Source organism: Pelagibacterium limicola (assembly GCF_015694405.1).
Lineage (GTDB): Bacteria > Pseudomonadota > Alphaproteobacteria > Rhizobiales > Devosiaceae > Pelagibacterium > Pelagibacterium limicola.
This window is the reverse complement of sequence record NZ_JADQDB010000003.1, coordinates 291,828-313,803: the sequence shown is the minus strand read 5'-3', so window position 1 is coordinate 313,803 and position 21,976 is coordinate 291,828. Positions and strand designations below refer to the sequence as shown.

Annotated in this window: 20 protein-coding genes; 2 read left to right on the top strand and 18 right to left on the bottom strand. The window is 62.3% G+C overall.

All coding sequences use genetic code 11. The features are described 5' to 3' along the window. Position 1: 1 nt before the first annotated feature. The 7 genes from I2G20_RS07655 to mctS all read right to left on the bottom strand — a co-directional run bounded on the left by I2G20_RS07655 (position 2) and on the right by mctS (position 9,190). On the bottom strand, positions 2-1,261 hold the full coding sequence (locus I2G20_RS07655) for an NAD(P)/FAD-dependent oxidoreductase (RefSeq protein WP_196259102.1): 1,260 nt from the start codon (positions 1,259-1,261) through the stop codon (positions 2-4). 32 nt (positions 1,262-1,293) lie between these two features. Then, positions 1,294-3,147 carry an extracellular solute-binding protein gene (locus tag I2G20_RS07650; RefSeq protein WP_196259101.1) on the bottom strand — a complete coding sequence of 618 codons (1,854 nt, stop codon included), beginning with the start codon at positions 3,145-3,147 and terminating at the stop codon, positions 1,294-1,296. 71 nt (positions 3,148-3,218) lie between these two features. Next, positions 3,219-4,826, bottom strand: a complete 1,608-nt coding sequence (locus tag I2G20_RS07645) for an ABC transporter ATP-binding protein (RefSeq protein WP_196259100.1) — start codon at positions 4,824-4,826, stop codon at positions 3,219-3,221. A 5-nt stretch (positions 4,827-4,831) separates the two neighbouring features. Continuing rightward, positions 4,832-5,926, bottom strand: a complete 1,095-nt coding sequence (locus I2G20_RS07640; RefSeq protein WP_196259099.1) for an ABC transporter permease — start codon at positions 5,924-5,926, stop codon at positions 4,832-4,834. Next, positions 5,926-7,047: a microcin C ABC transporter permease YejB gene (locus I2G20_RS07635; RefSeq protein WP_196259098.1), complete on the bottom strand. Its 1,122-nt coding sequence runs from the start codon at positions 7,045-7,047 to the stop codon at positions 5,926-5,928. The genes I2G20_RS07640 and I2G20_RS07635 overlap by 1 nt, the downstream gene beginning before the upstream one ends. A gap of 107 nt (positions 7,048-7,154) precedes the next feature. After that, a complete protein-coding gene (gene mctR / locus I2G20_RS07630; RefSeq protein ID WP_196259097.1) occupies positions 7,155-7,802 on the bottom strand; it encodes a two-component system response regulator MctR in 648 nt (215 codons plus the stop codon). After that, the gene (gene mctS / locus I2G20_RS07625) at positions 7,799-9,190 is read right to left on the bottom strand and encodes a two-component system sensor histidine kinase MctS (RefSeq protein ID WP_196259096.1); all 1,392 of its coding nucleotides are present in this window, start codon (positions 9,188-9,190) and stop codon (positions 7,799-7,801) included. Before mctS ends, mctR begins: the two co-directional genes overlap by 4 nt. Positions 9,191-9,420: 230 nt before the next feature. Here mctS and I2G20_RS07620 point away from each other — a divergent pair, with 230 nt between their 5' ends. After that, entirely contained in the window at positions 9,421-10,527 is a 1,107-nt protein-coding gene (locus I2G20_RS07620; protein WP_196259095.1) for a TRAP transporter substrate-binding protein, read from the top strand. 63 nt (positions 10,528-10,590) lie between these two features. Here the strand turns inward: I2G20_RS07620 and I2G20_RS07615 are convergent, their stop codons facing one another. After that, positions 10,591-11,232, bottom strand: a complete 642-nt coding sequence (locus I2G20_RS07615) for a glutathione S-transferase family protein (protein ID WP_196259094.1) — start codon at positions 11,230-11,232, stop codon at positions 10,591-10,593. A 128-nt stretch (positions 11,233-11,360) separates the two neighbouring features. On the opposite strand from I2G20_RS07615, the gene I2G20_RS07610 reads away from it, so the two are divergent. Continuing rightward, on the top strand, positions 11,361-13,058 hold the full coding sequence (locus I2G20_RS07610) for a diguanylate cyclase (RefSeq protein WP_196259093.1): 1,698 nt from the start codon (positions 11,361-11,363) through the stop codon (positions 13,056-13,058). A gap of 74 nt (positions 13,059-13,132) precedes the next feature. Here the strand turns inward: I2G20_RS07610 and I2G20_RS07605 are convergent, their stop codons facing one another. The 10 genes from I2G20_RS07605 to cobF form a co-directional block, all read right to left on the bottom strand. Beyond that, positions 13,133-14,524, bottom strand: coding sequence for a TRAP transporter large permease (locus I2G20_RS07605; protein ID WP_196259092.1), 1,392 nt, complete (start codon positions 14,522-14,524; stop codon positions 13,133-13,135). A 6-nt stretch (positions 14,525-14,530) separates the two neighbouring features. Next, complete coding sequence (locus tag I2G20_RS07600; protein WP_196259091.1) at positions 14,531-15,088, bottom strand: TRAP transporter small permease subunit; 558 nt, start codon at positions 15,086-15,088, stop codon at positions 14,531-14,533. 144 nt (positions 15,089-15,232) lie between these two features. Continuing rightward, positions 15,233-15,784, bottom strand: a complete 552-nt coding sequence (locus I2G20_RS07595; protein ID WP_196259090.1) for a thioredoxin family protein — start codon at positions 15,782-15,784, stop codon at positions 15,233-15,235. Positions 15,785-15,846: 62 nt separating this feature from the next. Further along, positions 15,847-16,611, bottom strand: a complete 765-nt coding sequence (gene cobM, locus I2G20_RS07590; protein WP_196259089.1) for a precorrin-4 C(11)-methyltransferase — start codon at positions 16,609-16,611, stop codon at positions 15,847-15,849. After that, a complete protein-coding gene (gene cbiE / locus I2G20_RS07585; protein ID WP_196259088.1) occupies positions 16,608-17,822 on the bottom strand; it encodes a precorrin-6y C5,15-methyltransferase (decarboxylating) subunit CbiE in 1,215 nt (404 codons plus the stop codon). The genes cobM and cbiE overlap by 4 nt, the downstream gene beginning before the upstream one ends. Further along, positions 17,815-18,576, bottom strand: coding sequence for a precorrin-3B C(17)-methyltransferase (locus I2G20_RS07580; protein WP_196259087.1), 762 nt, complete (start codon positions 18,574-18,576; stop codon positions 17,815-17,817). The genes cbiE and I2G20_RS07580 overlap by 8 nt, the downstream gene beginning before the upstream one ends. After that, a complete protein-coding gene (locus tag I2G20_RS07575) occupies positions 18,573-19,307 on the bottom strand; it encodes a precorrin-2 C(20)-methyltransferase (protein WP_196259086.1) in 735 nt (244 codons plus the stop codon). Before I2G20_RS07575 ends, I2G20_RS07580 begins: the two co-directional genes overlap by 4 nt. Further along, on the bottom strand, positions 19,304-19,936 hold the full coding sequence (locus I2G20_RS07570) for a precorrin-8X methylmutase (protein WP_196259085.1): 633 nt from the start codon (positions 19,934-19,936) through the stop codon (positions 19,304-19,306). Before I2G20_RS07570 ends, I2G20_RS07575 begins: the two co-directional genes overlap by 4 nt. Further along, complete coding sequence (locus I2G20_RS07565) at positions 19,911-21,149, bottom strand: hypothetical protein (RefSeq protein ID WP_196259084.1); 1,239 nt, start codon at positions 21,147-21,149, stop codon at positions 19,911-19,913. The genes I2G20_RS07570 and I2G20_RS07565 overlap by 26 nt, the downstream gene beginning before the upstream one ends. Then, complete coding sequence (gene cobF, locus I2G20_RS07560; RefSeq protein ID WP_196259083.1) at positions 21,150-21,899, bottom strand: precorrin-6A synthase (deacetylating); 750 nt, start codon at positions 21,897-21,899, stop codon at positions 21,150-21,152. Positions 21,900-21,976 lie beyond the last annotated feature (77 nt).

The following is a 21,976-nucleotide window of genomic DNA, read 5'->3' as shown; positions in this document are numbered from 1 at the left end:
GCTAGCGGGAAAAACTCCCAGCGAACCGGTCCATGGCAAACGGTGTGATGTCGATTGCCGGCTTCTCGCCAGTCATCACCTGCGCAAGAAGATGCCCCGTCGCCGGCCCCAGCGTGAAGCCGTGATGGGCGTGCCCAATCCCGGCCCACAATCCGCGATGCTTGGGCGCCGGCCCGATGATGGGCATCATGTCCGGCGTACAGGGCCGCGCGCCTTTCCAAGGGGCCGGGTCAAGCCGCTCGCCCAGGGGAAATAGCTCCCGAGCCGCAGTCTCGGCCTTGCCGAGCTGGATCGGGGTCGGCGCGGCATCGCGCAGCGCAAATTCTGCGCCGGTCGTGAGCCTGATCCCGCGCTCCATCGGCGCCAGCAGATAGCCGACATCGGCATCGATGATCCAGTTGTTGAGCTTTGCGCCGCCTTCGGTGCCATAATGCATGTGATAGCCGCGCTTGACGAAAAGCGGCAGCCTGTAACCCAGCGGTTCGAGCACTTCAGGTGCCCACGGCCCCAGCGTGACGACCACCTCCTGGCCCTTCACGATGCCGCTTTCGATCTCGGTCGCCCAGCCCTCCGCGGTCTGCCGGAGGTTTTTGGCCGCACCTGCGGTGAACTGCCCACCCATCGATTTGTAAAGTTCAAAATAGGCACTCACCAAAGCGCCCGGATCCTTGATTGTCCACGGATCGGTCCAGTGAATCGCGCCCGCCATCCGGATACGGAAATCGGGCTCCATAGCCGCGATATCGTCGCCTGACAGCAGCTTGTGGTTCACCCCGTAGAGCTCGTAATCCTGCTGCGCCTTGGCCGCTTCCGTCTGCAACTTGGCCTCGGTCCGGAACCCGAGGAGCCAACCCTTCTTGATGACAAGGTGTTCGGCCCCGGAAGCCGCGATCAGGTCTGCGTGCTCGTCGATGGATAGCGCAATCAGCGGCGCATAGCTCTTGACGATCCTCTTGTAGTGGCTCGGCGAGGATTCCCACCAATAGCGCAACAAAGGTGGCGTGATGCGGGGCAGGGCCAGCGGGTCATACCGCGCCGCGGTGGAGAGGTGCAGCCCCACCTGCATCAGCATGGCGAGGTCGCGCGGGAAGGCGTGCGGACGAACGCCCTCGCGCTGGATGATCCCGGCATTGCCGAACGAGGTCTCACGGCCCGGTTCGTTCTTGTCGATCAAGAGAACCGACCGGCCCCGCCGCGTAAGGTGGATGGCGGTGGAAACGCCGACGATCCCGGCGCCAAGAACTAAAACGTCGTATTTCATTTTACGCCTTTCCTGGCGTTTGGTTATCGTTGTCAGCGCGCCGCGCCGCCCGTAGCCGCCGCCTTTTCCTCATCCCACCACCAGATGTCGGGGAAGCCGATCGCATAGTAAGGAAGCTCCTCGGGATGGCTGAACCGGTTCCAACGGGCCGTTCGGATCACCGTGCTGGTGTAGGAGGGGACGACAAAATGGTTCCACAACAGGACCCGATCGAGCGCCTTGGTCGCTGCAACCAGCGTTTCCCGGTCGGGCGCGAATATGATGCGCTCGATCAGTTGGTCGATCGCCGGATCGGCAATGCCCGCGTAATTGCGCGAACTGTCGACATCGGCGGATGACGATCCCCAGAAATCGCGCTGTTCGTTACCCGGCGACATAGATTGCGCCCATGCCGTGTAGATCACATCGTAATCCCGGGCGCGGACGCGGTTGATGTACTGTGGAGAATCCACGGTACGCACCGAGACATTGGCGCCGATTGTGTTGAGGTTTTCGGCAAAGCTCAGCGCCACGGGTTCGAGCAGGGGGCCATTGAGCAGGAATTCAAAACCGAACTGCACGCCGTTCTCATCGACGAGGCGGGTATCCTCGAGCCTGTACCCAGACTCGCTGAACAGCCTTAGCGCCTCGCGCAGGTTCTCGCGCCTGGCTTCTTCATCCCCATGTACCGGGTTGGTGTAGCGCGCAGTGAACACCTCTGGCGGAATACCGTCGCGCACCTCCTCCAGAATTTCGAGCTCGAGCCCTTCTGGCAGACCCTCGTGAGCGAGGTCCGAATTGAAGAAGTAGGAATCCACGCGCTCATAAAGCCCGTAAAAGAGGGTGTGACTCAGTTCTTCGAAATCGAAAGCATAATTGAGGGCATGACGTACCCGCGCATCCTGGAACTTCTCCAGCCGTAGATTGGGCACAAACCCGAACATGATACCGGAACTGCGGTAAGGCTCCTCAAACTCTTCGCGAACGATCCGCTCGTCGTTGACGGCAGGGAAGTCGTAGGCGGTCGCCCAGCGCCGCGCCGTATTTTCCATCCACCAGTCGAATTCATCGGCCTTGAAAGCCTCGAACATCACGGTCGTGTCGCGGAAATACTCGATTCGGTATTCGTCAAAATTCGACGAACCGACATTTACGGGGAGATCCTTGCCCCAATAATCCTCGACCCGCCGGTAGGTCACAGTTCGTGCCGGCACGAAACTGTCAAGGCGATAAGGGCCGGAGCCCATCGGCGGCTCGAGCGTGGAGGCGCGTATGTCGCGCTGCCGGCCGCTGGCATCCTCGCCTTCCCACCAGTGCTTGGGCAGAACGAGGAGTTGTCCCATGATGTGGGGGAGTTCACGATTGCCGGTTTCATCGAACCGGAACGTCACCTCTCCGGGCGCGGTGATTTCCACGTCGGTGACGTTGGCATAGTAGCTCTGCGAGAAGGGGCTCAATTCGAGAAGCGTTTGGAAGGACCAGACCACGTCCTCGGCCGTCACGGGTTCTCCGTCGTGCCAGCGGGCGTCGGGATTCATGCGATATGTGACTGAGGAAAAATCGTCGGGATATCGCATCGCTTCGGCGAGCAAGCCGTACTGAGTATATAGCTCATCCTGAGAACTCGTCATCAGTGTTTCGAACACCAGCCCCAGCCCGGTCGCCGTCTCGCCCTCTGGCAGCACGGGGTTGAAGGTATCGAACGAACCCTGTGCCGAAAGCCGAACGGTGCCGCCCTTGGGCGCCTCCGGGTTTACATAATCGAAATGGGCAAAGCCCTCGGGATATTTCGGATCCTCGTCCGTAAGATTGGTCGCATGGCGCCAGCCGCTATCCTCCTGCGCATGGCCCGAAGTGGCGAGGCCGGTAAGGACGGCAAGGGAAAGACCGATGAGGAGGGGTTTCATGGCGGCACTCCGGAACTGGTTCTCTTGAAACGATCTTATCGCGTTGCGCCGGAATATCGAGACACGTTTTGTCACGCCACGGTGTCATCGAGTGCGGCGGCGAGGAGGGTGCGCGTATAATCGTGCTGGGGGGCATCGAATATTTCGGCCACCGGTCCCCGCTCGACGATCTTCCCCGCCAGCATGACAACCACCTCCGAAGCCAGCGCGCGCACTACCCGCAGATTGTGCGAGATGAACACATAGGTGAGCCCGCGCCGCGCCTGCAGGTCGCGCAGGAGGTTGACGATCTGCACCTGCACCGTCATGTCCAGTGCCGAGGTGGGTTCGTCGAGGATGATGAGTTCGGGTTCAAGCACCAGTGCCCGCGCGATGGCGATGCGCTGGCGTTGTCCGCCCGAGAATTCGTGTGGGTACCGGTTGCGGGCTTCGGGGTCCAAACCCACCTCCTTGAGCGCGTCGACGACCCTGCGCTCGCGCTCGGAGGCGGACACGTTGGGATAGTGGACCGAAAGCCCCTCGGCAATGATATCGCCGACCATCATGCGCGGGGAGAGCGAGCCGAAGGGGTCCTGGAACACCACCTGCATGTTGCGGCGTAGCGGTCGCATCCTGCGCCACGAGCGCCCGGCAATATCCTCGCCCATGAAAACGATCCGGCCCTGCGAGGAAACCAGCCGCAGCATGGCAAGTCCGAGCGTCGTCTTGCCCGATCCGGACTCGCCCACCACACCGAGAGTTTCCCCCCGCCGCACCGAAAGGCTCACGCCGTCCACGGCCTTGATATGACCTGTCGTGCGCCTGAAGAATCCGGATTTCACCGGAAACCAGACCTTGAGGTCTTCAGTCGAAATGATCGGTTTGGCTTGGCTTTCCGGCGGCGGCGGTGCCTCCAGCAACTCGGCAGACAGCAATTGTTTAGTGTAGTCATGCTGTGGCGCGGCAAAGAGGGCTGCGGTCTCGTTGCGCTCCACAATCTCCCCTTGCCGCATGACGCATACCCTGTCGGCCATGCGCCGCACGATCCCCAGATCGTGGGTGATGAATAGCATGGCCATGCTCATTTGGGCTTGCAGCTGTTTGAGCAGCGCGAGGATTTGCGCCTGCACTGTGACGTCCAGCGCCGTGGTTGGCTCGTCCGCGATCAGCAGGTCCGGCTCGTTGGCCAGCGCCATGGCGATCATCACGCGCTGCCGTTGTCCGCCCGACAATTGGTGCGGAAAGGAGCCCAATCGCGTTTCGGGATCGGCGATGCCTACCGCATCGAGCAGCTCGAGCACGCGGGCCCGCGCTGCGGCCTTGCCCAGCCCCATATGCGTGAAGAGGATTTCACTAACCTGGCGTTCGACGGTGTGGAGCGGATTGAGCGAGGTCATCGGCTCCTGGAAGATCATCGAAATGTCGTTCCCCCGCACCGCCCGCAGCGCCTTCTCGTCAGCAGCCAAAAGGTTCCTGTCCTTGAACAGGATTTCGCCTTTCGGATGGTGCGCCGAAGGATAGGGCAGGAGCTTGAGCACCGAAAGCGCCGTCACCGATTTGCCCGACCCGGACTCTCCCACCAGCGCCATCGTCTCGCCCTTGGCGATATCGAAGCTGACTCCGCGCACGGCGTTGACCGTCGCGCCGCCGACACGGAAATCGATATGCAGGTCGCGGACGGAAAGGAGGGGGGAGTGCATTGCGTTCACCCGAATGTCTTGCGCGGATCGAACGCGTCGCGCACCGCTTCACCGGCAAAGACCAGCAGGCTGAGCATGATCGAAATGACCGCGAAGCCCGTCAGCCCGAGCCATGGCGCCTGGATATTGTTCTTGCCCTGAGCCAACAACTCGCCGAGCGAAGGGGATCCGGGGGGCAGGCCGAAGCCGAGGAAATCGAGCGCCGTCAGCGTCGTGATCGAGCCGCCGAGGATGAAGGGCATGAAGGTTACGGTCGCTACCATCGCATTGGGCAGCAGGTGCCGGTACATGATCGTGCCATTTCCGACGCCGAGGGCGCGCGCCGCATTGACATATTCGAAGTTGCGTCCGCGCAGGAATTCCGCGCGTACCACACCCACCAACGCCACCCAGGAAAAGAGCAGGAGGATCACGAGAAGCACCCAGAAACTGGGCGCAATGACGCTCGAGATGATGAGCAGAAGATAAAGCGAGGGGATCGATGTCCAGATTTCGATGAACCGCTGGAACAGGAGGTCCGTCCACCCGCCGAAGTAGCCCTGCACCGCCCCGGCCATTACCCCGACCACCGAGGAGAGGACCGTCAGTACTACGCCGAACAGCACCGATATGCGGAACCCGTAGATCAGCCGCGCGAAGACGTCCCGCCCCTGATCGTCCGTGCCGAGAATATGGGCATTGCCCAAGACGCACATCGTATCGTTCACGCCGTCGCGATAGCGCGAACACACCTCTTCCCGCGTCATCATCCACGATGGGGGCGCCGGGGCGGGAACGGGCAGGGCGTTGTCGACCGTGCGGAAGGAGTAGCGAAACAGCGGCCAGACCATCCAGCCGTGCTCGTTGATTTCGGACTGGATCGCCCGCGAGCGATATTGCGTTATGGCGAGGAAACCGCCGAACTTGGATTCAGGATAATCGATAACGACGGGGAACAGCAATTCGCCCTTGTAGGACGCGATGATCGGCCGGTCGTTGGTGATCAGCTCAGCAAAAAAGGTCACGAACACGAGAACGAGAAAGATCCAGAACGCCCAGTAACCCCGCCTGTTGCGCCGAAAGTTGTCCAGCCTGCGCCGGTTGAGTGCCGAGAGTGCCATCAGACCTCCCGTGCCTCAAAATCGATCCGCGGATCGATCCACATATAGGTGAGGTCCGATATGAGGCCGATAACGAGGCCGGCCAGCGAAAAGATATAGAGCGTCGCAAAGACCACCGGATAATCCCGGTTGAGCACCGATTCAAAGCCGAGTAGCCCCAAACCGTCGAGCGAGAAGATCGTTTCGATCAGCAACGAGCCGCCGAAGAAGGCCCCGATGAATGCGCCGGGGAAACCGGCGATGATGATGAGCATGGCATTGCGGAAGACATGGCGGTAGAGGACGCGCCGCTCAGTCAGCCCCTTGGCCCGCGCCGTCATCACATACTGCTTGCGGATTTCATCGAGGAACGAATTCTTGGTGAGCAAGGTGGTCGTCGCGAAGGCCCCGAGCGCCATAGCAGCGATCGGCAGCACCAGATGCCAGAGATAGTCGAGGATCTGCATATGGAAGGGCAGGGTGTGGAAGTTGGCCGATGTCAGTCCCCGCAGCGGAAAGATCGACCAGAAACTGCCTCCCGCAAAGAGGATGATGAGCAGGATGGCGAACAGGAACCCCGGTATCGCATAGCCCACGATGATAACGCCTGACGTCCAGACATCGAACCGCGACCCGTCGCGCACGGCTTTCGCGATGCCGAGCGGGATGGATATCCCGTAGGAGATCAGCATCATCCACAATCCAAGGGAAATCGAGACCGGCATCTTCTCGACAATGAGGTCGATGACAGAGATGTCGCGGTAATAGGACCGGCCAAAATCGAAGCGGATATAGTTCCAGAGCATCATGCCGAACCGCTCGAGAGGCGGCTTGTCGAACCCGAACTGGCGCTCGATCTGGGCGATGAACTGGGGGGATAGGCCGCGCGCGCCGCGATAGGCGGTCGGCTGCGATCCAGCGGCTGTCGGACCGCTCGTATCGATCCCGCTCTGACCGGCAAAGTCGCCCTCGACTGTTCCGGTGATGCGCGAGAGAGCTTCTACGTTCATCCCGCTCATACGCGCGATGGCCTGCTCGACCGGCCCGCCCGGCGCAAACTGAATAACGAGGAAGGAGACGGCCATGATGCCCAGAAGGGTAGGGATCATCAGCAGAAGGCGTCGAAGGATATAGGCGCCCATATCAGCTCCGGTTGGCGCGGAAATACGCGATTCTCCAGGCTAACATGTCGGTTTTGCGACGGCAGGCCAAGGGTTTTCGACCCGGCTTACGCACAATTGAGGGCGGCTTAGTTGTCGTTGCCGATCAGCCCGTTCTCGATGGCGTAGCGCGTCAGCCCGGCCGTGGTCGCGATGCCAAGCTTTTTCTTGATGTTCTTGCGGTGAGTCTCGACCGTCCGCGCCGATATGTTGAGTGTCGCTGCCACATCCTTGTTGCTCTTGCCGGCAGCGACGAGCAGCAGGATATCCTGCTCGCGCGTCGTCAGCGCCCGCCCTTTTTGCGCATGCGCGCCGCGTTCGAGCAGCACGTCGGAAACCCCGGTAGAAAAGAAGGTGCCGCCTGCCGCGACCGTTTCGATGGCCTTGAGGATTTCCTCGGTAGAGACGTCCTTGAGGATATAGCCCGAGGCCCCGTACATCACCGATGTCGAAATGTACTCGCGGCTGTCGTGCATCGAGAGCATCAGCAGGCGCGTCGAGGGCGTTTGCTCCTTGAAAAGCTCGATTGCGTCGAGCCCGTTCAGTTCGGGCATATTGATGTCCATGAGGACGACATCGGGTGCGTTCTTTTGGGCAAGGTCAAGTGCGATGCGCGCCGACGGGGCTGCGCCGACGACCTCGATATGGTCGTAGGTCTCAAGAATGGCCTTGAGGCCATCCAGAACCAGCGGATGGTTATCCACCAGAAGGACCCTGATCGGACTGCGCGCGTTCATGCGACCTCCGCCAGCCTGGCCTGCCGGATGAATACCGATTTGGGCAGGATTGCCCTGAGCGTCGTACCCTTGGGCGATGTTTCGACCAGCATCTGCCCGCCAAAATGGGCCATGCGCTCCTGCATGTTGCGCAGCCCGAGGCCGCCCTGATGTGTCCTCGCTTTTCTGCGGTCGTCGGGCTGGAACCCGCTGCCATTGTCGGAAACGGTCATCTGTACGCGCCCGTGCGGGCTGGCCAGCGTAATCGAGACTTCAGTCGCGTTTGCATGGCGTTCGACGTTGTTTAGCGCCTCCTGCGCCACACGATAAAGCGCCGTTTTGGCTTCAGGCAGCAGCACGTTCTTGAACGCCACCGATTCAAGCTTTACGGCGATACCTGTCCGATCGGTGAAATTGGTTGTCAGCGCCTCGAGTGCCGCTGTCAGGCCGAGATCGTCCAGAACGCCCGGGCGGAGATCGTGGGAAAGCCGACGCACTTCCTTGATGGCGCCATTGAGCGCATCGGCGCCCTTGCCGATGGCCTCCGAAGCCCCCTCAGCGCCGCTTTCGACCTTCCTGCGTGCTAGGTCGATCATGTAGCGCACCCCGATCAAGATCTGGGAAATCCCGTCATGCAGCTCCCGGGCGATGCGTGTACGCTCTTCTTCCTGGGTGTCGATGACACGCTGGGTCAACTCTTTGAGCTTGTTGTCCGCGAGGCGACGTTCATGGAGGTTCAGGAACATCCACGTCCCGAAAACCAGCAGGACCGAGGGCACCGCGATAAGCGCCACCGTCAGGAAGGTCGCGTTGATCGTGTTGCGCAGATCCTCGTGTGCCGCCGCTGTCTGCGCATAGACGTCGTCGAGGTACACCCCTGTCCCCAGCATCCATTCCCATTTCTCGAGACCTACGGCGAAGGAAAGCTTCTCGGCCACGGTACCGGCCGAGGGTTTCTCCCAGATGTACTGGTGCAAGCCGCCGCCTTCCCGCGCTCGCTCGATGAGGTTGGCAATGACCCGGTCGCCGTTGGGGTCTTGGAGGTCGATCCAGTTGAGTCCCGGGCGGAACGTCTGTCGCGGGTGGGCAATGTTATAACCCTCGTAGTCGTACACGAAGAAGTACCCGTCCGGGCCGTAATCGAGCGCGTTGAGGATCTGCCGGACCCGCTCCTTGGCGACGCTGTCATCCGGACCGGCATTCTCGTAAATGCCGCTGATTGCCGATAGCGCCAGATTGGTGAGGTTCAGGAGTTCCTCCTCCTTGGCCTTCAGCATGTTGCGCTCGAACGTATCGATGCTGGCACGTGCCAGTGTCGTCGACTGCCAGGTCACCAGCCCGGTAATTGCCAGGATCGACAACACCAGCGGCAAGATGGCGAGCACAAGAATCTGATGCCTCAGCTGCATGGACGCAAAACTCCTCCCGGTATTCCCGCAATCCTATCATCGCCTCGCGCGCGGGCGACTTCACGCCTGCGTAGTATTGGGTAGCATTTCGCTATAAACATTGTAAGCGGCGGGGTCGGGCACTCGACAGGTGCGGGCTCTTCCGATTCAGCTAGTCTCCGCGTTGTGTTCACGCGCAATGCACACCTGATTCTGAATGCGAATGGCGCAAAAGCGCCTGGGAGGAAAAAATGAAAAGACGCGACTTCTTCAAGAAGGCTGGCGCGGTAACGGCTGGTGCCGCCGCCGCTGCAACAACATCGCTCGCCGCTCCGGCGATCGCACAGGGCACGATCAATTGGCGCATGGTCACCACCTGGCCGCGCAACTTCCCCGGTCTCGGTGTCGGCGCCGAACGGCTTGCCCAGCGGATCACCGCCGCTTCGGGCGGACGGCTCTCCGTCCAGGTTTTCTCGGCAGGCGAACTCGTTCCCGCCCTGCAGTCGCTCGATGCCGTGATCGACGGTTCGGCCGAAATGAGCCATGGCGCCGCCTATTACTGGCAGAACAAGAGCCGCGGCCTGTCGTTCTTTACCGGCGTTCCCTACGGCATGACCAGCCGCGAACTTGCGGCTTGGGTGCGCTATATGGGCGGCCAGGAAATCTGGGACGAAATCTACGACCAGTTTGGTCTGAAGGGCTTCTTGTCCGGTGACACCGGCACGCAGGCTGGCGGCTGGTTCCGTAACGAGTTGACCGGTCTTGCCGATATCCAGGGCCTGCGCTTCCGCACACCCGGTCTCGGCGGCCAGGTCTGGGAAAAGCTCGGCGCCTCTGTCACCAACCTCGCCGGCGGCGAAATCTTCGCGGCCCTGCAGAACGGTACGCTGGACGCCGCCGAATTCGTCGGCCCCTACAACGATCTCGCCCTCGGCTTCTATCAGGTCTGCAAGGAATACTATTTCCCGAGCTTCATCGAGCCGGGCCTTGCAACCGAATTGGTGGTCGACAAGGCCAAGTTCATGGATCTGCCCCAGGATCTGCAGCTGCTGGTCGAGCACGTCTGCCAGGCCGAATACGATCAGGTCGCGTCCGACTTCTACGCCAACGATCCGCGCGCCCTTCAGACACTTGTGCGCGACCACGGAGTCAATGTCCGTCGGTTCCCCGATGAAATTCTCGAGGCTGGCGCAAAGGCCGCTCAGGAGCTTTTGACGGAAGTCCGGGACAGCGGCGACGCGCTGACCAAAAAGACAGCCGAGAGCTTCATCGAGTCGCTCAACATCCTCCGCGCGCGGACCGAAGGGACCGATGCGCCGTTCCTTCAGGCGCGCGAGAAGTTCTTCTCAATCAGCTAAGTGCGAGATATATCGCGATAAGGACGGCCCGGGGGCACATCCCGGGCCGTTTTTGTTCTTAAATCAGCTACGGCTGTTGATCGCCAATTGCGCCGCGAAAGCCCGCTGATAGGCGGGCCGGGCTTCGCCGCGGGCGACATAGGACGCAAGGTTCGGGAATTCATCCAGCAGGCCGGACGACCTCAGTCTCAGCAGCACCGAAACCATCATCAGATCCCCGGCGCTGAACGCACCATCGAGCCAATCTGCACCGCCAAGCCGCGTGGAAAGCTGGTCGAGGCGGTCTCGCACGCGATCCGCGAGGATAGGCAGCCGTTCATTCGTCCAGGGTTTGTCGCGCTCGAGCAATCTCGCATTTGCAAGCCCGAGGATCGGCGGCTCAACGGTGTTGACCGCGGCAAACATCCAGGTGATTGCCCGCGCACGCGCATTGGCATCCTCTGGAAGCAGACCCTCATGGTCCTGCGCGATGTGGAATACGATCGCTCCCGTCTCGAACAGGGCAAGATCGCCGCTTTCATAGGTCGGGATTTGCCCGAAGGGATGAAGCGCCAGATGCGCTGGCTCCTTCATTGCCTTGAACGAAACAAGGCGAACCTCGTACGGCTGTCCCACCTCTTCGAGCGCCCAGCGGACGCGCGTATCTCGCGCCAACCCTTTGCCTCCGTCGGGGGACCTTTCAAATGCTGTAATGGTGATCGTCATTTGCCTTTCCAGCGGTTGTTCCATGCTTGAAGACGCGTCGATTACTGCGCAACCGACACTTTTTACTCTTTAAAAACAGGGCCTCTCCTAATCTGCAATTAAGAAATTCCTGCGATGGTGCGCGGGCCATGGAAAAGCAGTCTGCGAAAGACAGCGAGGAAACCCCGTTTTTGTTCGGCAGAAGCGGCGCCTTGTTGCGCCGCATTATCGACAATGCTGCCCTCGGGATGGCGGTGGCCGGAATGGACGGGGCGGTGGTCTACAAGAATGCCGCCTTCGCCAAGGATTTTTTGCTCCGAAACACCCCCGACGAACCCCGCCTTCTGCTCAATGTCTTTGACAGCGACGATACCGTCGTCCGGGACGCGCTAGCGGACCTTTTCGCCGGACGGCGGGAAGAATACGGCGGCGAACATTGCTGCCGTGCCCCGAACGGCAGGATGGTCTGGGCTGTCATCGCTGTTTCCGTGCTGCGCTCCGACCAGACGGGAGACCCGCTCTACGTCGTCGCCCAGTTCTCGTCCATCGACCGCCGCAAGCGCGCCGAAGCTGCGCTGGCCGAAAGCGAAAGCCGGTGGCACTTTGCCCTCGAAGCGGCAAGGCAGGGGGTTTGGGATCACGATAACCGCACCAAGACGATGTTCTATTCGCCCATGTGGTACAAGATGCGCGGCATCCCACCGGGCGAGAAGGTGGATGACAGCCAGGAAGGATGGCTTTCCCGTCTTCACCCCGAGGATCGCCAACGTATTCGCGGAGTCGTCGGCAAGCAGAACACCGGGGAAGACGGCTACGACATCCTTGAATACCGCGAACGGCACCGGGAAGGCCACTATGTCTGGATCCTGAGCCGCGGCAAGCCGGTCGAATGGGACGAGAACGGCGAGGTCCTTCGAACTGTCGGCACCGATACCGACATTACCCATCTCAAAGAGATAGAAGCCCAACTCGCCGCCGAAAAGGAGCGCTGGCGCGTAACGCTGGCGTCCATCGCCGATGCCACGATCTGCGTGGACATGCGCGGGCATATCACCTTCATGAACGCGGCCGCTGTGCGTTGGCTCGGCCTAGACTATGCCTCTGCGGAAGACCGCTTTCTTCCTGACGTGCTCACCATCGATACCTCGACGCCAGATGCCTGCGCCGTGCTGCTCCAGCGTTGCCTCGAGACCGGCGAGACTGCGCGGCTCGAAGAGGATGCCGTGCTCGTCGCTGTCGATGGCGGACGCCGCGACATCCGCTTTTCGGTCTCAGCCGTCCGGCCGGACAACGGCACCCCGCTGGGCGCGGTCATCGTCCTTCAGGACGTAACCCGCAGCCGCTCGTTGCAACGCCAACTCGAATACGCTGCGAGCCATGATGGCCTCACAGGCCTTCGCAACCGCGCCGCATTCCATGCCGAACTGGCACTAGCCGCACGCGAGGCGCAGCCGGGTTGCCTGCTCTTTATCGACCTCGACCATTTCAAGCCGATCAACGACAATTACGGTCATGCCGCGGGCGACGATCTGCTCCGCCAGATCGCGCGCATCATCCAGTCGGAGGTGCGCCGTGGCGATATCTGCGCCCGCCTTGGCGGCGATGAGTTCGCCGTATTGCTTTACGGCTGCACGGTGAGCGATGCCGCAGCCGTCGGCGCAAAGCTTTGTCGTGCCATCGCCAATGTCGTGCCCATCGGCTTACCTGCCGGCGTCCGCGTGGGAGCGAGCATCGGCCTTGCGGTCATCGAGAGCGGAGCGAGTCCCGACGCGATCCTCAAGCGTGCAGACGCCGCCTGTTACGACGCCAAGCGCAATGGACGCGGCCGGGTCGCCGGGGCGAACTGAATCCATCCCGTACGAAAAGAAGAAGCCCGCCAGCTTGAGCTGACGGACTTTTGCGCGATGTACTCCGGCAATGCCTAACGCTGCAAGACGGAAGGCAGCCAGGTGACGATGTCGGGGAAGATGAACAGCAGCGCTATCGCAAAGATTTGCAACCCCACAAACGGGATAGCGCCCTTGTAGATCATACCCGTCGAGATGCGGTTTGGCGCCACCCCGCGCAGGTAGAAGAGCGCAAAACCGAACGGTGGGGTCAAAAAGCTCGTCTGCAGGTTGACCCCCACGATCACACCCAGCCAGATCGGATCGACTCCGAGCATAAGCAGGATCGGTGCCGTGATCGGAATGACGATGAAGATGATCTCGAACGTGTCCAGGATGAAGCCCAGGACGAACATGATGAGCATGACGACGATCATCGCGCCCACGGCGCCGCCGGGAAGGGCGGTCAGGAACTCGTGAACCAGATTGTCGCCGCCCATCAGGCGGAAGACGATCGAGAACACCGAAGCGCCAAACAGGATGATGAAGATCATCGAGGTGATCGTTGCTGTTGCAATGGCCGCTTCCCGAAGCACCCGGAACGAAAGCCTCCAGCGCAGGGCAGCAAGGATCGTCGCCCCTACCGCACCCACCGAACCGGCTTCGGTCGGTGTGGCGATGCCCAACAGAATGGAGCCCAGAACCGTGAAGATGAGCAAGAGCGGCGGAACGAGCGCCACCAGGACGTCTTTCCACAGGCCCCTCCGCTCCTCGGGGGGCACCGGCATGGCAGGGCACGATTCAGGATCGGCGATGGCCTTGAAGACCATCCATGCCAGATAGCACCCCACCAGCAACAGCCCCGGTAGGAACGCGCCGGCAAACAGGTCACCCACCGTCACCGGCGTTGGCGCGAAATTGCCCTGCTGCATTTGCACCTGCGCGTTGATCGAGGACAGCATGTCGCCCATGAAGATCAGGACCGTCGAAGGTGGAATGATCTGCCCCAGCGTACCCGAAGCGCAGATGACGCCGCTGGCCAGCTTGGGATCGTATTTGGCGCGCAGCATGGCGGGGAGCGAGATAAGGCCCATGGTCACAACGGTGGCGCCCACGACGCCGGTCGATGCCGCCAGCAATGCGCCGACGATGATGATCGACATGCCGAGCCCGCCGCGCAGCGAGCCGAACAGCTTGCCCATCGTGGTCAGCAATTGCTCGGCAATCCGTGACCGTTCGAGCATCACCCCCATGAAGATGAAGAGCGGCACCGCGACCAACACCTCGTTGGTCATGAACCCGATATAGCGCGAGGCCAGCGCCCCGAAATTGGAGGGGTCGAAAACCCCGAGCATGATGCCGAAAACGCCGAAGATCAGCGAGACGCCGGCCAGCGTGAAGGCAACGGGGAATCCCAGCAGCAGGAAGCCGATGATGCCCACGAACATGAGACCTGAAAGGATCTCGCCAAGAAGAACAGGGGACATTGCGGCTTACTCCTTATCCTCGGCCGAAGGATAGCGGTAGAGCTCGGGCAGGAGGTCCTGCTTGTCGGCCAATACCAGTACCGAACGGCAGAGCCATGCGATGCCTTGCAGGACGATCAGTACGGCGAAGGCGAGAATGAAGCTCTTGAGGATGAAGTAGCCGGGCATCCCGCCGGGATTGGGCGAGGCCTCGTAGAGCCGCCAGGAGCGCTGCACGTAGGGAATGCCCCAGGCGATGACGACATACATGAAGGGAAAGAGGAAAAAGACGACGCCGATGATATCGGCGATGGCCTTCCAGCGCAAAGAAGCCGGCCGGTAAAAGATGTCGACGCGAACATGGTCGTTGCGGAACATCGCGAAGGCCGCCACCGCGGTGAACATCGCCCCGCTCAGCCAGACATACAGATCCTGCATCCACAGGAAGGTCCGCCCGAATCCGTACCGCATGACCACGACCGTAAAGCACAGGCCGACAACGGCCACGGCCAGCCATGAAAATATATTGCCGATCAGCCGGTTCAGGTCGCCGATCGCCCGAACCGTAAACGCAAGCGCGCGCATACGTCCTCCTCCCCCGAGCATTCCTCAACGGGTGTTTTTTTCGACGATACCGGTATTCGCCCGATAGTTAAACTGCAACAGGCTTGCTGTACCGCAACCGCGCAAACGGTACGGACACCCCGTAATAATGGGTATCCTGGCGCGTCAGTCCCGCCACTTGATCGAGCAGCCGATGGAGGGAATCTGGACGTCCGGGCCTTTGCCGGTGGCCGCGATCTGGCGCATGGCGTCGAGCAACTCAGTTTTTGCGCCTGGACGCAGCGGCGCCGTCCGTCCTTCGTCGAGCCGTCCCCGGTAGCGGATTATCCCGTCCGCATCGAGTCCGAAGAAATCGGGCGTGCAGACGGCTTCCCAAGCCTTCGCCACCTCCTGCGTGGCATCGTGCAGGTAAGGGAAAGGGAATCCGTTGTCCCGAGCAAATCCCTTCATGTTCTCGAACGAATCCTCCGGATAGGCGTCGGCATCGTTCGAAGAGATCGCGGCAAACCCGATACCGTCTCCGGCAAGCGCTTTCGCGGCTGCTACCATCCGGTCGACGGAGGCCTTCACATACGGGCAGTGATTGCAGATGAAAACGACAACAGTGCCCTTGGGGCCGGACACGTCAGCCAAGCTATATGTCTGGCCCGATGTCGCCGGGAGGGTGAAAGATGGCGCTGCGATGCCGAGCATGGCTTCCTCAGGTTGAACAGCCATGACGGAAACTCCCTGATCTCGTGTGATGCAAGCTTGCGGGAACTTACCGGAAGGTTCAAGGCTTAGTCGTCGTCTCGCCCTCGGAACCGTCGCTGATAGGTCGCGTCGTAGAGTGCGCTTTCGCTGAAGCCTTCGGCGTCGAGGGTGCGCCCGACAAGGATGATTGCGGTGCGCTCGATCGGATCGGCAGCGATCTTTTCCGCGATATCGTCCAGCGTCCCGCGCACGATACGCTCCTTGTCCCAGCTCGCCCAGGCAACGACCGCTACGGGGCAGTCCGCACCGTAGAGCGGGGTCAATTTGGTGACCACGTCATCGAGCGCGTGGATTGCAAGATGGATGGCCAGTGTCGCCCCGGTCGCGCCGAATCCGGCCAGCGTTTCGCCCTCCGGCATCGGCGAGGCCCGGCCCGGCACGCGGGTGAGCACGAGGCTCTGTGCCAGCCCCGGCTTGGTCAATTCCTGCCCGAGCGCCGCGGCTGCTGCGGCGAAAGCCGGTACGCCCGGCGTTAGCGTATAGGGAATGCCGCGCGCCTCCAGCCGCCTGATCTGCTCGGCCACCGCGCTCCAGACCGAAAGATCGCCCGAATGGAGCCGGGCCACGTCCTGCCCCGCCGCGTGGGCAGCGGCATATTCGGCCTCGATTTCATCGAGCGAGAGCGGGGACGTGTCCACGCGTTTTGCGCCCTGGGGGCACCAATCGAGCAGTGCCCTGGGAACGATAGACCCGGCATAGAGACACACCGGACACTTCGCGAGGATGTCGCGCCCGCGCACGGTAATGAGATCTGCTGCGCCCGGACCTGCGCCAATGAAATGGACGGTCATGCCTTCGTCCACGCCCATTGCGTGACCGGCATGGCGGGACGCCAGCCGCTCATCGAGCCCAAGGCTTCGGCGCGCGAAATCTGGATGCGCGTCAAGCTGCCGCCCATCTGGCCGTGAAGGAGAGAAAGCAGCGCCTCCATCTCCAGCGTCACCGCGTTGGCGACGAGCCGGCCGCCGGAGCCAAGCGCCGCAATGGCGGCATCGATCACCCCATCGTCAGTCCCGCCACCGCCGATGAAAACGGCGTCGGGCTGCGGCAGGTTCTTGAGCCCTTCCGGCGCGCGCCCCGGTTTGAGCGTAAGTCCCGGCACACCCATCAATGCGGCGTTCTGTGCAATGCGGTTCAGCCTCGTGGCGTCCGCTTCGATGGCGATGGCCGACAGCGAGAGATCGGCCAGCATCCATTCGATGCAAACCGAGCCCGATCCGGCGCCGATATCCCACAGCAGCTCGCCCCGGCGGGGCGCCAGTGCGGAAAGGGTTAGCGCGCGGATTTCGCGCTTGGTGATCTGCCCGTCGTGATCGAAGAGATCGTCAGCCAGCCCGGACGTCAGCGGCACCATGCGCGCATCCGGCCCGGCTTCGACCTCGATCGCAAGAACATTGAGCGGATCGACAGCGATGAGGTCGAAGCCGGATGCGGTGGTTGCCCTGATTTTCTCGCGCGGGCCGCCGAGGGCTTCGAGAACCGTGAGGGCGCTACCGCCGAAACCGCTATCGGTCAATAACTGCGCGATCTGCGCCGGCCCATCGCCATCCGACGTCAGTGCGAGGATTCTGCGCCCCTGATGGAGGTGCGGGCGTACGAGATCGAGGGGCCGTCCGTGCAGCGAAAGGACCGTGATATCCTGCAGCGCCCAACCCATCCGCGCCGCCGAGAGCGAGAAGGCGGAGGGGGCGGTAACCACCAGCATTTCGGAAGCCGGAATGCGCTGCGCCAGCGTCGCGCCGATCCCGTAGTGGAACGGATCGCCGCTCGCCAGCACGCACACCCGCTTGCGCCCACGCAGCCGCGCCACCTCCTCCACAGAGGTTTCGATGGGGCTCTGCCACCGTCGTTTTTCTGAAAGGTTGAGCTGTGAGACGAGCTCAAGGTGCCGCGCGCCGCCGAAGACGATTTCGGCATTGGCGATGAGGCTTTTCGTGAGGTCGGTGAGCCCATCGAGCCCATCCTCGCCCAATCCGGCGATTGTCAGCCAGCGCTCAGCCATCGGCGGGCACCGAACGCGGGGTGTAGACGAGGGCAGGGCGGGCGCCGCGCTCGACGATCCGCGTGTGCGCGTTGCCCACGATGATGCAGGTCGCCATGTCCGCCATCTCCGGCATTGCTTCCTCGAGCGATACCACCGCGAGCCGCTCATCCGCACGCCCCACGCCACGTCCGAAGACGACCGGAATCGATCCGGGCAGAACCGCGCGCAAGATGCTGAAAGCATTACCCAATTGGTGGGGCCGCGCCTTCGATATGGGATTGTAGAGCGCCATCGCGAACCCTGCTTCCGCCGCCAGCCGCAACCGCTTTTCGATGACCGGCCAGGGCTTGAGGTTATCCGAGAGCGAGACGGCGCAAAAGTCGTTGCCCAGCGGCGCACCGGCGCGTGCGGCAACGGCCAGCATGGCGGTGATGCCAGGCACGACGACGAGATCGACCGCGCGCCAGTCCGGCGGCCCGGCATCAATGGCTTCGCAAACCGCCGCCGCCATGGCAAAGACGCCCGCATCGCCCCCCGAGACCATCGCGACGGTTTCGCCTTTTGCCGCCAAAGCGAGCGCCGCCCCGGCGCGCGCCAACTCTTCGCGGTTGTCCGAGGCGAGGGCTGTTTGATCCGCACGCAGGTCAAGTCGGTCCAGATAGGGCTTGTATCCAAGCAGGTGCGAAGCGGCGCTGACCGCCTCGCTGGCTTCCGGCGTGATCTGCGCAGGATCGCCGGGCCCGAGTCCTATGACGAAGAGACGCCCACTCATGGCCTGCCCGCCCAGCCTGGCACCAGAACCTGCGAGAAATAGGGAGCAGGGGAGTCGTCGCGCTGTGCAAGCGGCATCACCGCCGCGTTATCCATCGTTCCGCGCTCGACATAGACCGCCCCCTCGAGCTTGCCCGCATCGGCCAGCGCCTGCCGTATTTTGGGCAGGTTGCGCCCGACCTTCATGATCGCCGCCGCATCCGCATCGCCAAGCCGGCGTGTCAGTTCGTTGAGGTCGAGCGTTCCTGGAAGGACAGTGAACACGTCGTCTCCCTGCATCAACGGGAGCCCGGCGGCCGACCAGCACCCCGAAAGGCTGGTGACGCCCGGCACGACCTCGGTCGGATACCGATTAGCCAACCGGACATGGATGTGCATGTAGGACCCGTAAAACAGCGGATCACCTTCCGAGAGCACCGACACCGTCCGCCCTGCATCAAGGTGATCCGCAATCAACTCGGCTGAAGCATCGAAAAAGCCGGAAATGGCACCGCGATAGGCGGGCTCGGTCCGGTCGATCTCGGTCGTCACGGTATAGGCCAGCGGCAACTCGATGGCGCCCTCGGGCCAATGGGGAGAAACGATCCGCCGCGCATTGCCCTCGCGGCCTTGCTTAAGGAAATGCGCGAGCACGTCAGCTTGCCCGATGGCCTTCAGGGCCTTGAGGGTCAACAGTTCGGGGTCGCCCGGCCCGGTCCCGACGCCGATCAGGCGTCCCTTGCCTGCGCTCATAGCCCCGGCCTTGCAAGCGCATTGAGCGCTGCCGCTGTCATCGCGCTACCCCCCAGCCGGCCTTCGACAATGGCGAATGGAACGCCGTAGGAATTGTCCGCAAGGGCTTGTTTCGACTCGGCCGCACCCACAAAGCCCACCGGCATGCCGAGGATCGCCGCGGGCTTGGGTGCGCCATCGCGCAAAAGCTCGAGCAGATGAAAGAGCGCTGTGGGTGCGTTGCCGATGGCGACCACCGATCCCGCTATCCGCGGCAGCCAGATATGGATCGCCGCCGCCGAGCGGGTCGTGTCGTAGTCCTTGGCGAGATGCGGCGTTTCGGGATTGTTGATCTCGCAGACCACCTCATTGTTCGCCGGGAGTCGCGACCGGGTGACGCCGCGCGCGACCATTTCGGCGTCGGTGAAAATGGGCGCTCCGGCTTGCAGGGCTCCGCGCGCCGCTTCAACGAAGCCGGACGAAAACCGGAAGAACCGTGCTGCCTCGACCATCCCGCAGGCATGGATCATCCGCACGGCGATCTCGGCTTCATCAGGCGCAAAGCGCGCCAGGTCGGCCTCCGCTCGTATTGTGGCGAAGCTCTGGCGGTAAATCGTCTCGCCGTCACGGATATAGTCGTATTGCGTCATTGCGCTTGAGGCACTCCAGCACCGTTTCACCGGATCGCCGACTATTGCGGATTCGGTCGGCGAGCGAAACGAGCCCGGTTTCAATAGCGGCAGGATCGAGGCTTGCAAACGGCTTTTGTTCCCGCTCTCCGTAGAGCATGAGGTGAGCCCCTGAAAGAACGATCCCCGGCCGCCCCCCGTAGGCGCATCCTTTCACGCAGGTGGAGACGTGGAGATGGAATGATCCGTCGGAAAGATCGGTAGCGGCTTCGTCCCAGGCCCGTGCCAGATCGGCGGCGTGGATGATCCCGCCGTCCCCGGCCTCGGCGCCCGAACAGAGCGTCAGCGCACCCGCCGCAAAACCAAGGGCAGCGAGGGCGGGGGAGAGCCCTTCGCATGCGCCCATCAACGCGAGTGTCCGCCCCGGCGCCGGACGAGCCTCGGCAACCCCATGTGCCTCCATGAATGCTGCCAGTCCAGAAAGCCGGGACGCCAAGACTTGGCCATAGGGCAACGTGATCCGCAGGGCGGTCCTGCCGTCCTTCAGCTGAATGCTCAGCGGCTCGACACGATGTGTCGACGCTTCCCTTTCACCCATCGAGGTAAGAGGCGAGGCGGCGGATCGTGCGCCCTTTGCGACGTCGCTTCCGCGCGCCCTTGGCCCCATCGCCTGCAACTGCCTTAGCACGTCCGCTACCGCATCGGGAACAGCCGCTTCGGACAGCAGGCCCGTATCGCGACCGCCAACCGCCATAGCCCACCCTTCAGCGAAGGCGGTAAGCCTGATGTCCGCCTTGTGCGCATCGAGCCGGACCTGCCCGCCGCCCTCGATGACGATGGAAAGCTTGGGCGCCAGCGGCGCCCTTTCCAACGCTTGGGTACATACCGCTTCCACCATGCTCGCGAGAGGGCGCGGATCGCGGATCTCCCCCGGGTCCTCCCCCGCGACAGGCGAGAGCTCGATGACGATGCCGGTTTTGGCCGCAATGCCTGCCAGGTCCAGCGCCTCGCGGAACGCAACCTCCGTTCGCGCGGAAAGTCCGCGCACCTGAACGCTTCCGCGCGCGGTTACCTCGATCCGTCCGTTTCCGTACGCACCCGCAGCCCGAGCCAGAGCATCGACCTGCGCGGCTGAAAACCCTGTCACCGGGCGGAACCGTGCCAAGAGGCCGTCGACGACCGGCATTGGCGAGGCAAGGGTAGGGCAAGCGCCGCGTGAGGTCGGGTGGTCCATTCAAACCCTCCGCAACAGGTAAACGTCCATGATCCATCCATGCTCTGCCCGTGCATGATCGCGCGCTAAAGCGATTTTCTCTGCAACATCGGCTAACGGGCCTTCGATCAGCATCTGCTGCTCCATGCCAACATAGGCTCCCCACCAGATATGGAGACCCTCGGAGTCGAGCTTTGCAAAGCTTTTCTGTCCGTCCAGCATGACGACGACACTGTCCGCGCCATCGGGCCAGCCATGGAGCAGCTTGCGCCCGGTGGTAATCGTGACGGGATTGCCAATGGTATTGAGCGGGATCGCAAAGGCGGCGGTTAACGCCTGTAAAGCCGTAATCCCCGGCACCACCTTCATAGAAAAAGCGATTCCCTCCCCGCGCACGCAGTCGAGGATGCGCAGCGTGCTGTCGTAAAGGCCAGGGTCGCCCCACACCAGCAGAGCGCCGGTCTCGTCCGGTCCCATCGCACCGATCATGGCCGCATATTGGGCGGAGATTTCCGCGTGCCAGCCAACGACCCCGGCTTTGTAGTCGACGTTTGCGGTATCGCGGACCGGCAAGGCGAATTCGATCGTATTCAGCGGCCGCGTGCGGTATCGGGCGACGATCTCCCGCCGCACAGCCGCCAGTGCCGCCTTCTCCTCGCCCTTGGTCGGCACGAAAAGCACATCCGCGCGTTCGAGCGCATTGATCCCCTCCACCGTCAGGTGCTCGGGATTGCCTGTGCCGATGCCGATGAGGACGAGTTGTCGGGGCATTGTCTTGATGGCCGATAGCGAAACAGCGACTTAGCGAATAGCGCCAATTTGCCTCTCTGACCATCGGTCTTGCGGCT

Excerpts from the sequence above, each read along its gene's own strand:
- I2G20_RS07655 (WP_196259102.1), bottom strand. The coding sequence starts at position 1,261 with ATGAAATACGACGTTTTAGTTCTTGGCGCCGGGATCGTCGGCGTTTCC.
- I2G20_RS07650 (WP_196259101.1), bottom strand. The coding sequence starts at position 3,147 with ATGAAACCCCTCCTCATCGGTCTTTCCCTTGCCGTCCTTACCGGCCTC.
- I2G20_RS07645 (WP_196259100.1), bottom strand. The coding sequence starts at position 4,826 with ATGCACTCCCCCCTCCTTTCCGTCCGCGACCTGCATATCGATTTCCGT.
- I2G20_RS07640 (WP_196259099.1), bottom strand. The coding sequence starts at position 5,926 with ATGGCACTCTCGGCACTCAACCGGCGCAGGCTGGACAACTTTCGGCGC.
- I2G20_RS07635 (WP_196259098.1), bottom strand. The coding sequence starts at position 7,047 with ATGGGCGCCTATATCCTTCGACGCCTTCTGCTGATGATCCCTACCCTT.
- mctR (WP_196259097.1), bottom strand. The coding sequence starts at position 7,802 with ATGAACGCGCGCAGTCCGATCAGGGTCCTTCTGGTGGATAACCATCCG.
- mctS (WP_196259096.1), bottom strand. The coding sequence starts at position 9,190 with ATGCAGCTGAGGCATCAGATTCTTGTGCTCGCCATCTTGCCGCTGGTG.
- I2G20_RS07620 (WP_196259095.1), top strand. The coding sequence starts at position 9,421 with ATGAAAAGACGCGACTTCTTCAAGAAGGCTGGCGCGGTAACGGCTGGT.
- I2G20_RS07615 (WP_196259094.1), bottom strand. The coding sequence starts at position 11,232 with ATGACGATCACCATTACAGCATTTGAAAGGTCCCCCGACGGAGGCAAA.
- I2G20_RS07610 (WP_196259093.1), top strand. The coding sequence starts at position 11,361 with ATGGAAAAGCAGTCTGCGAAAGACAGCGAGGAAACCCCGTTTTTGTTC.
- I2G20_RS07605 (WP_196259092.1), bottom strand. The coding sequence starts at position 14,524 with ATGTCCCCTGTTCTTCTTGGCGAGATCCTTTCAGGTCTCATGTTCGTG.
- I2G20_RS07600 (WP_196259091.1), bottom strand. The coding sequence starts at position 15,088 with ATGCGCGCGCTTGCGTTTACGGTTCGGGCGATCGGCGACCTGAACCGG.
- I2G20_RS07595 (WP_196259090.1), bottom strand. The coding sequence starts at position 15,784 with ATGGCTGTTCAACCTGAGGAAGCCATGCTCGGCATCGCAGCGCCATCT.
- cobM (WP_196259089.1), bottom strand. The coding sequence starts at position 16,611 with ATGACCGTCCATTTCATTGGCGCAGGTCCGGGCGCAGCAGATCTCATT.
- cbiE (WP_196259088.1), bottom strand. The coding sequence starts at position 17,822 with ATGGCTGAGCGCTGGCTGACAATCGCCGGATTGGGCGAGGATGGGCTC.
- I2G20_RS07580 (WP_196259087.1), bottom strand. The coding sequence starts at position 18,576 with ATGAGTGGGCGTCTCTTCGTCATAGGACTCGGGCCCGGCGATCCTGCG.
- I2G20_RS07575 (WP_196259086.1), bottom strand. The coding sequence starts at position 19,307 with ATGAGCGCAGGCAAGGGACGCCTGATCGGCGTCGGGACCGGGCCGGGC.
- I2G20_RS07570 (WP_196259085.1), bottom strand. The coding sequence starts at position 19,936 with ATGACGCAATACGACTATATCCGTGACGGCGAGACGATTTACCGCCAG.
- I2G20_RS07565 (WP_196259084.1), bottom strand. The coding sequence starts at position 21,149 with ATGGACCACCCGACCTCACGCGGCGCTTGCCCTACCCTTGCCTCGCCA.
- cobF (WP_196259083.1), bottom strand. The coding sequence starts at position 21,899 with ATGCCCCGACAACTCGTCCTCATCGGCATCGGCACAGGCAATCCCGAG.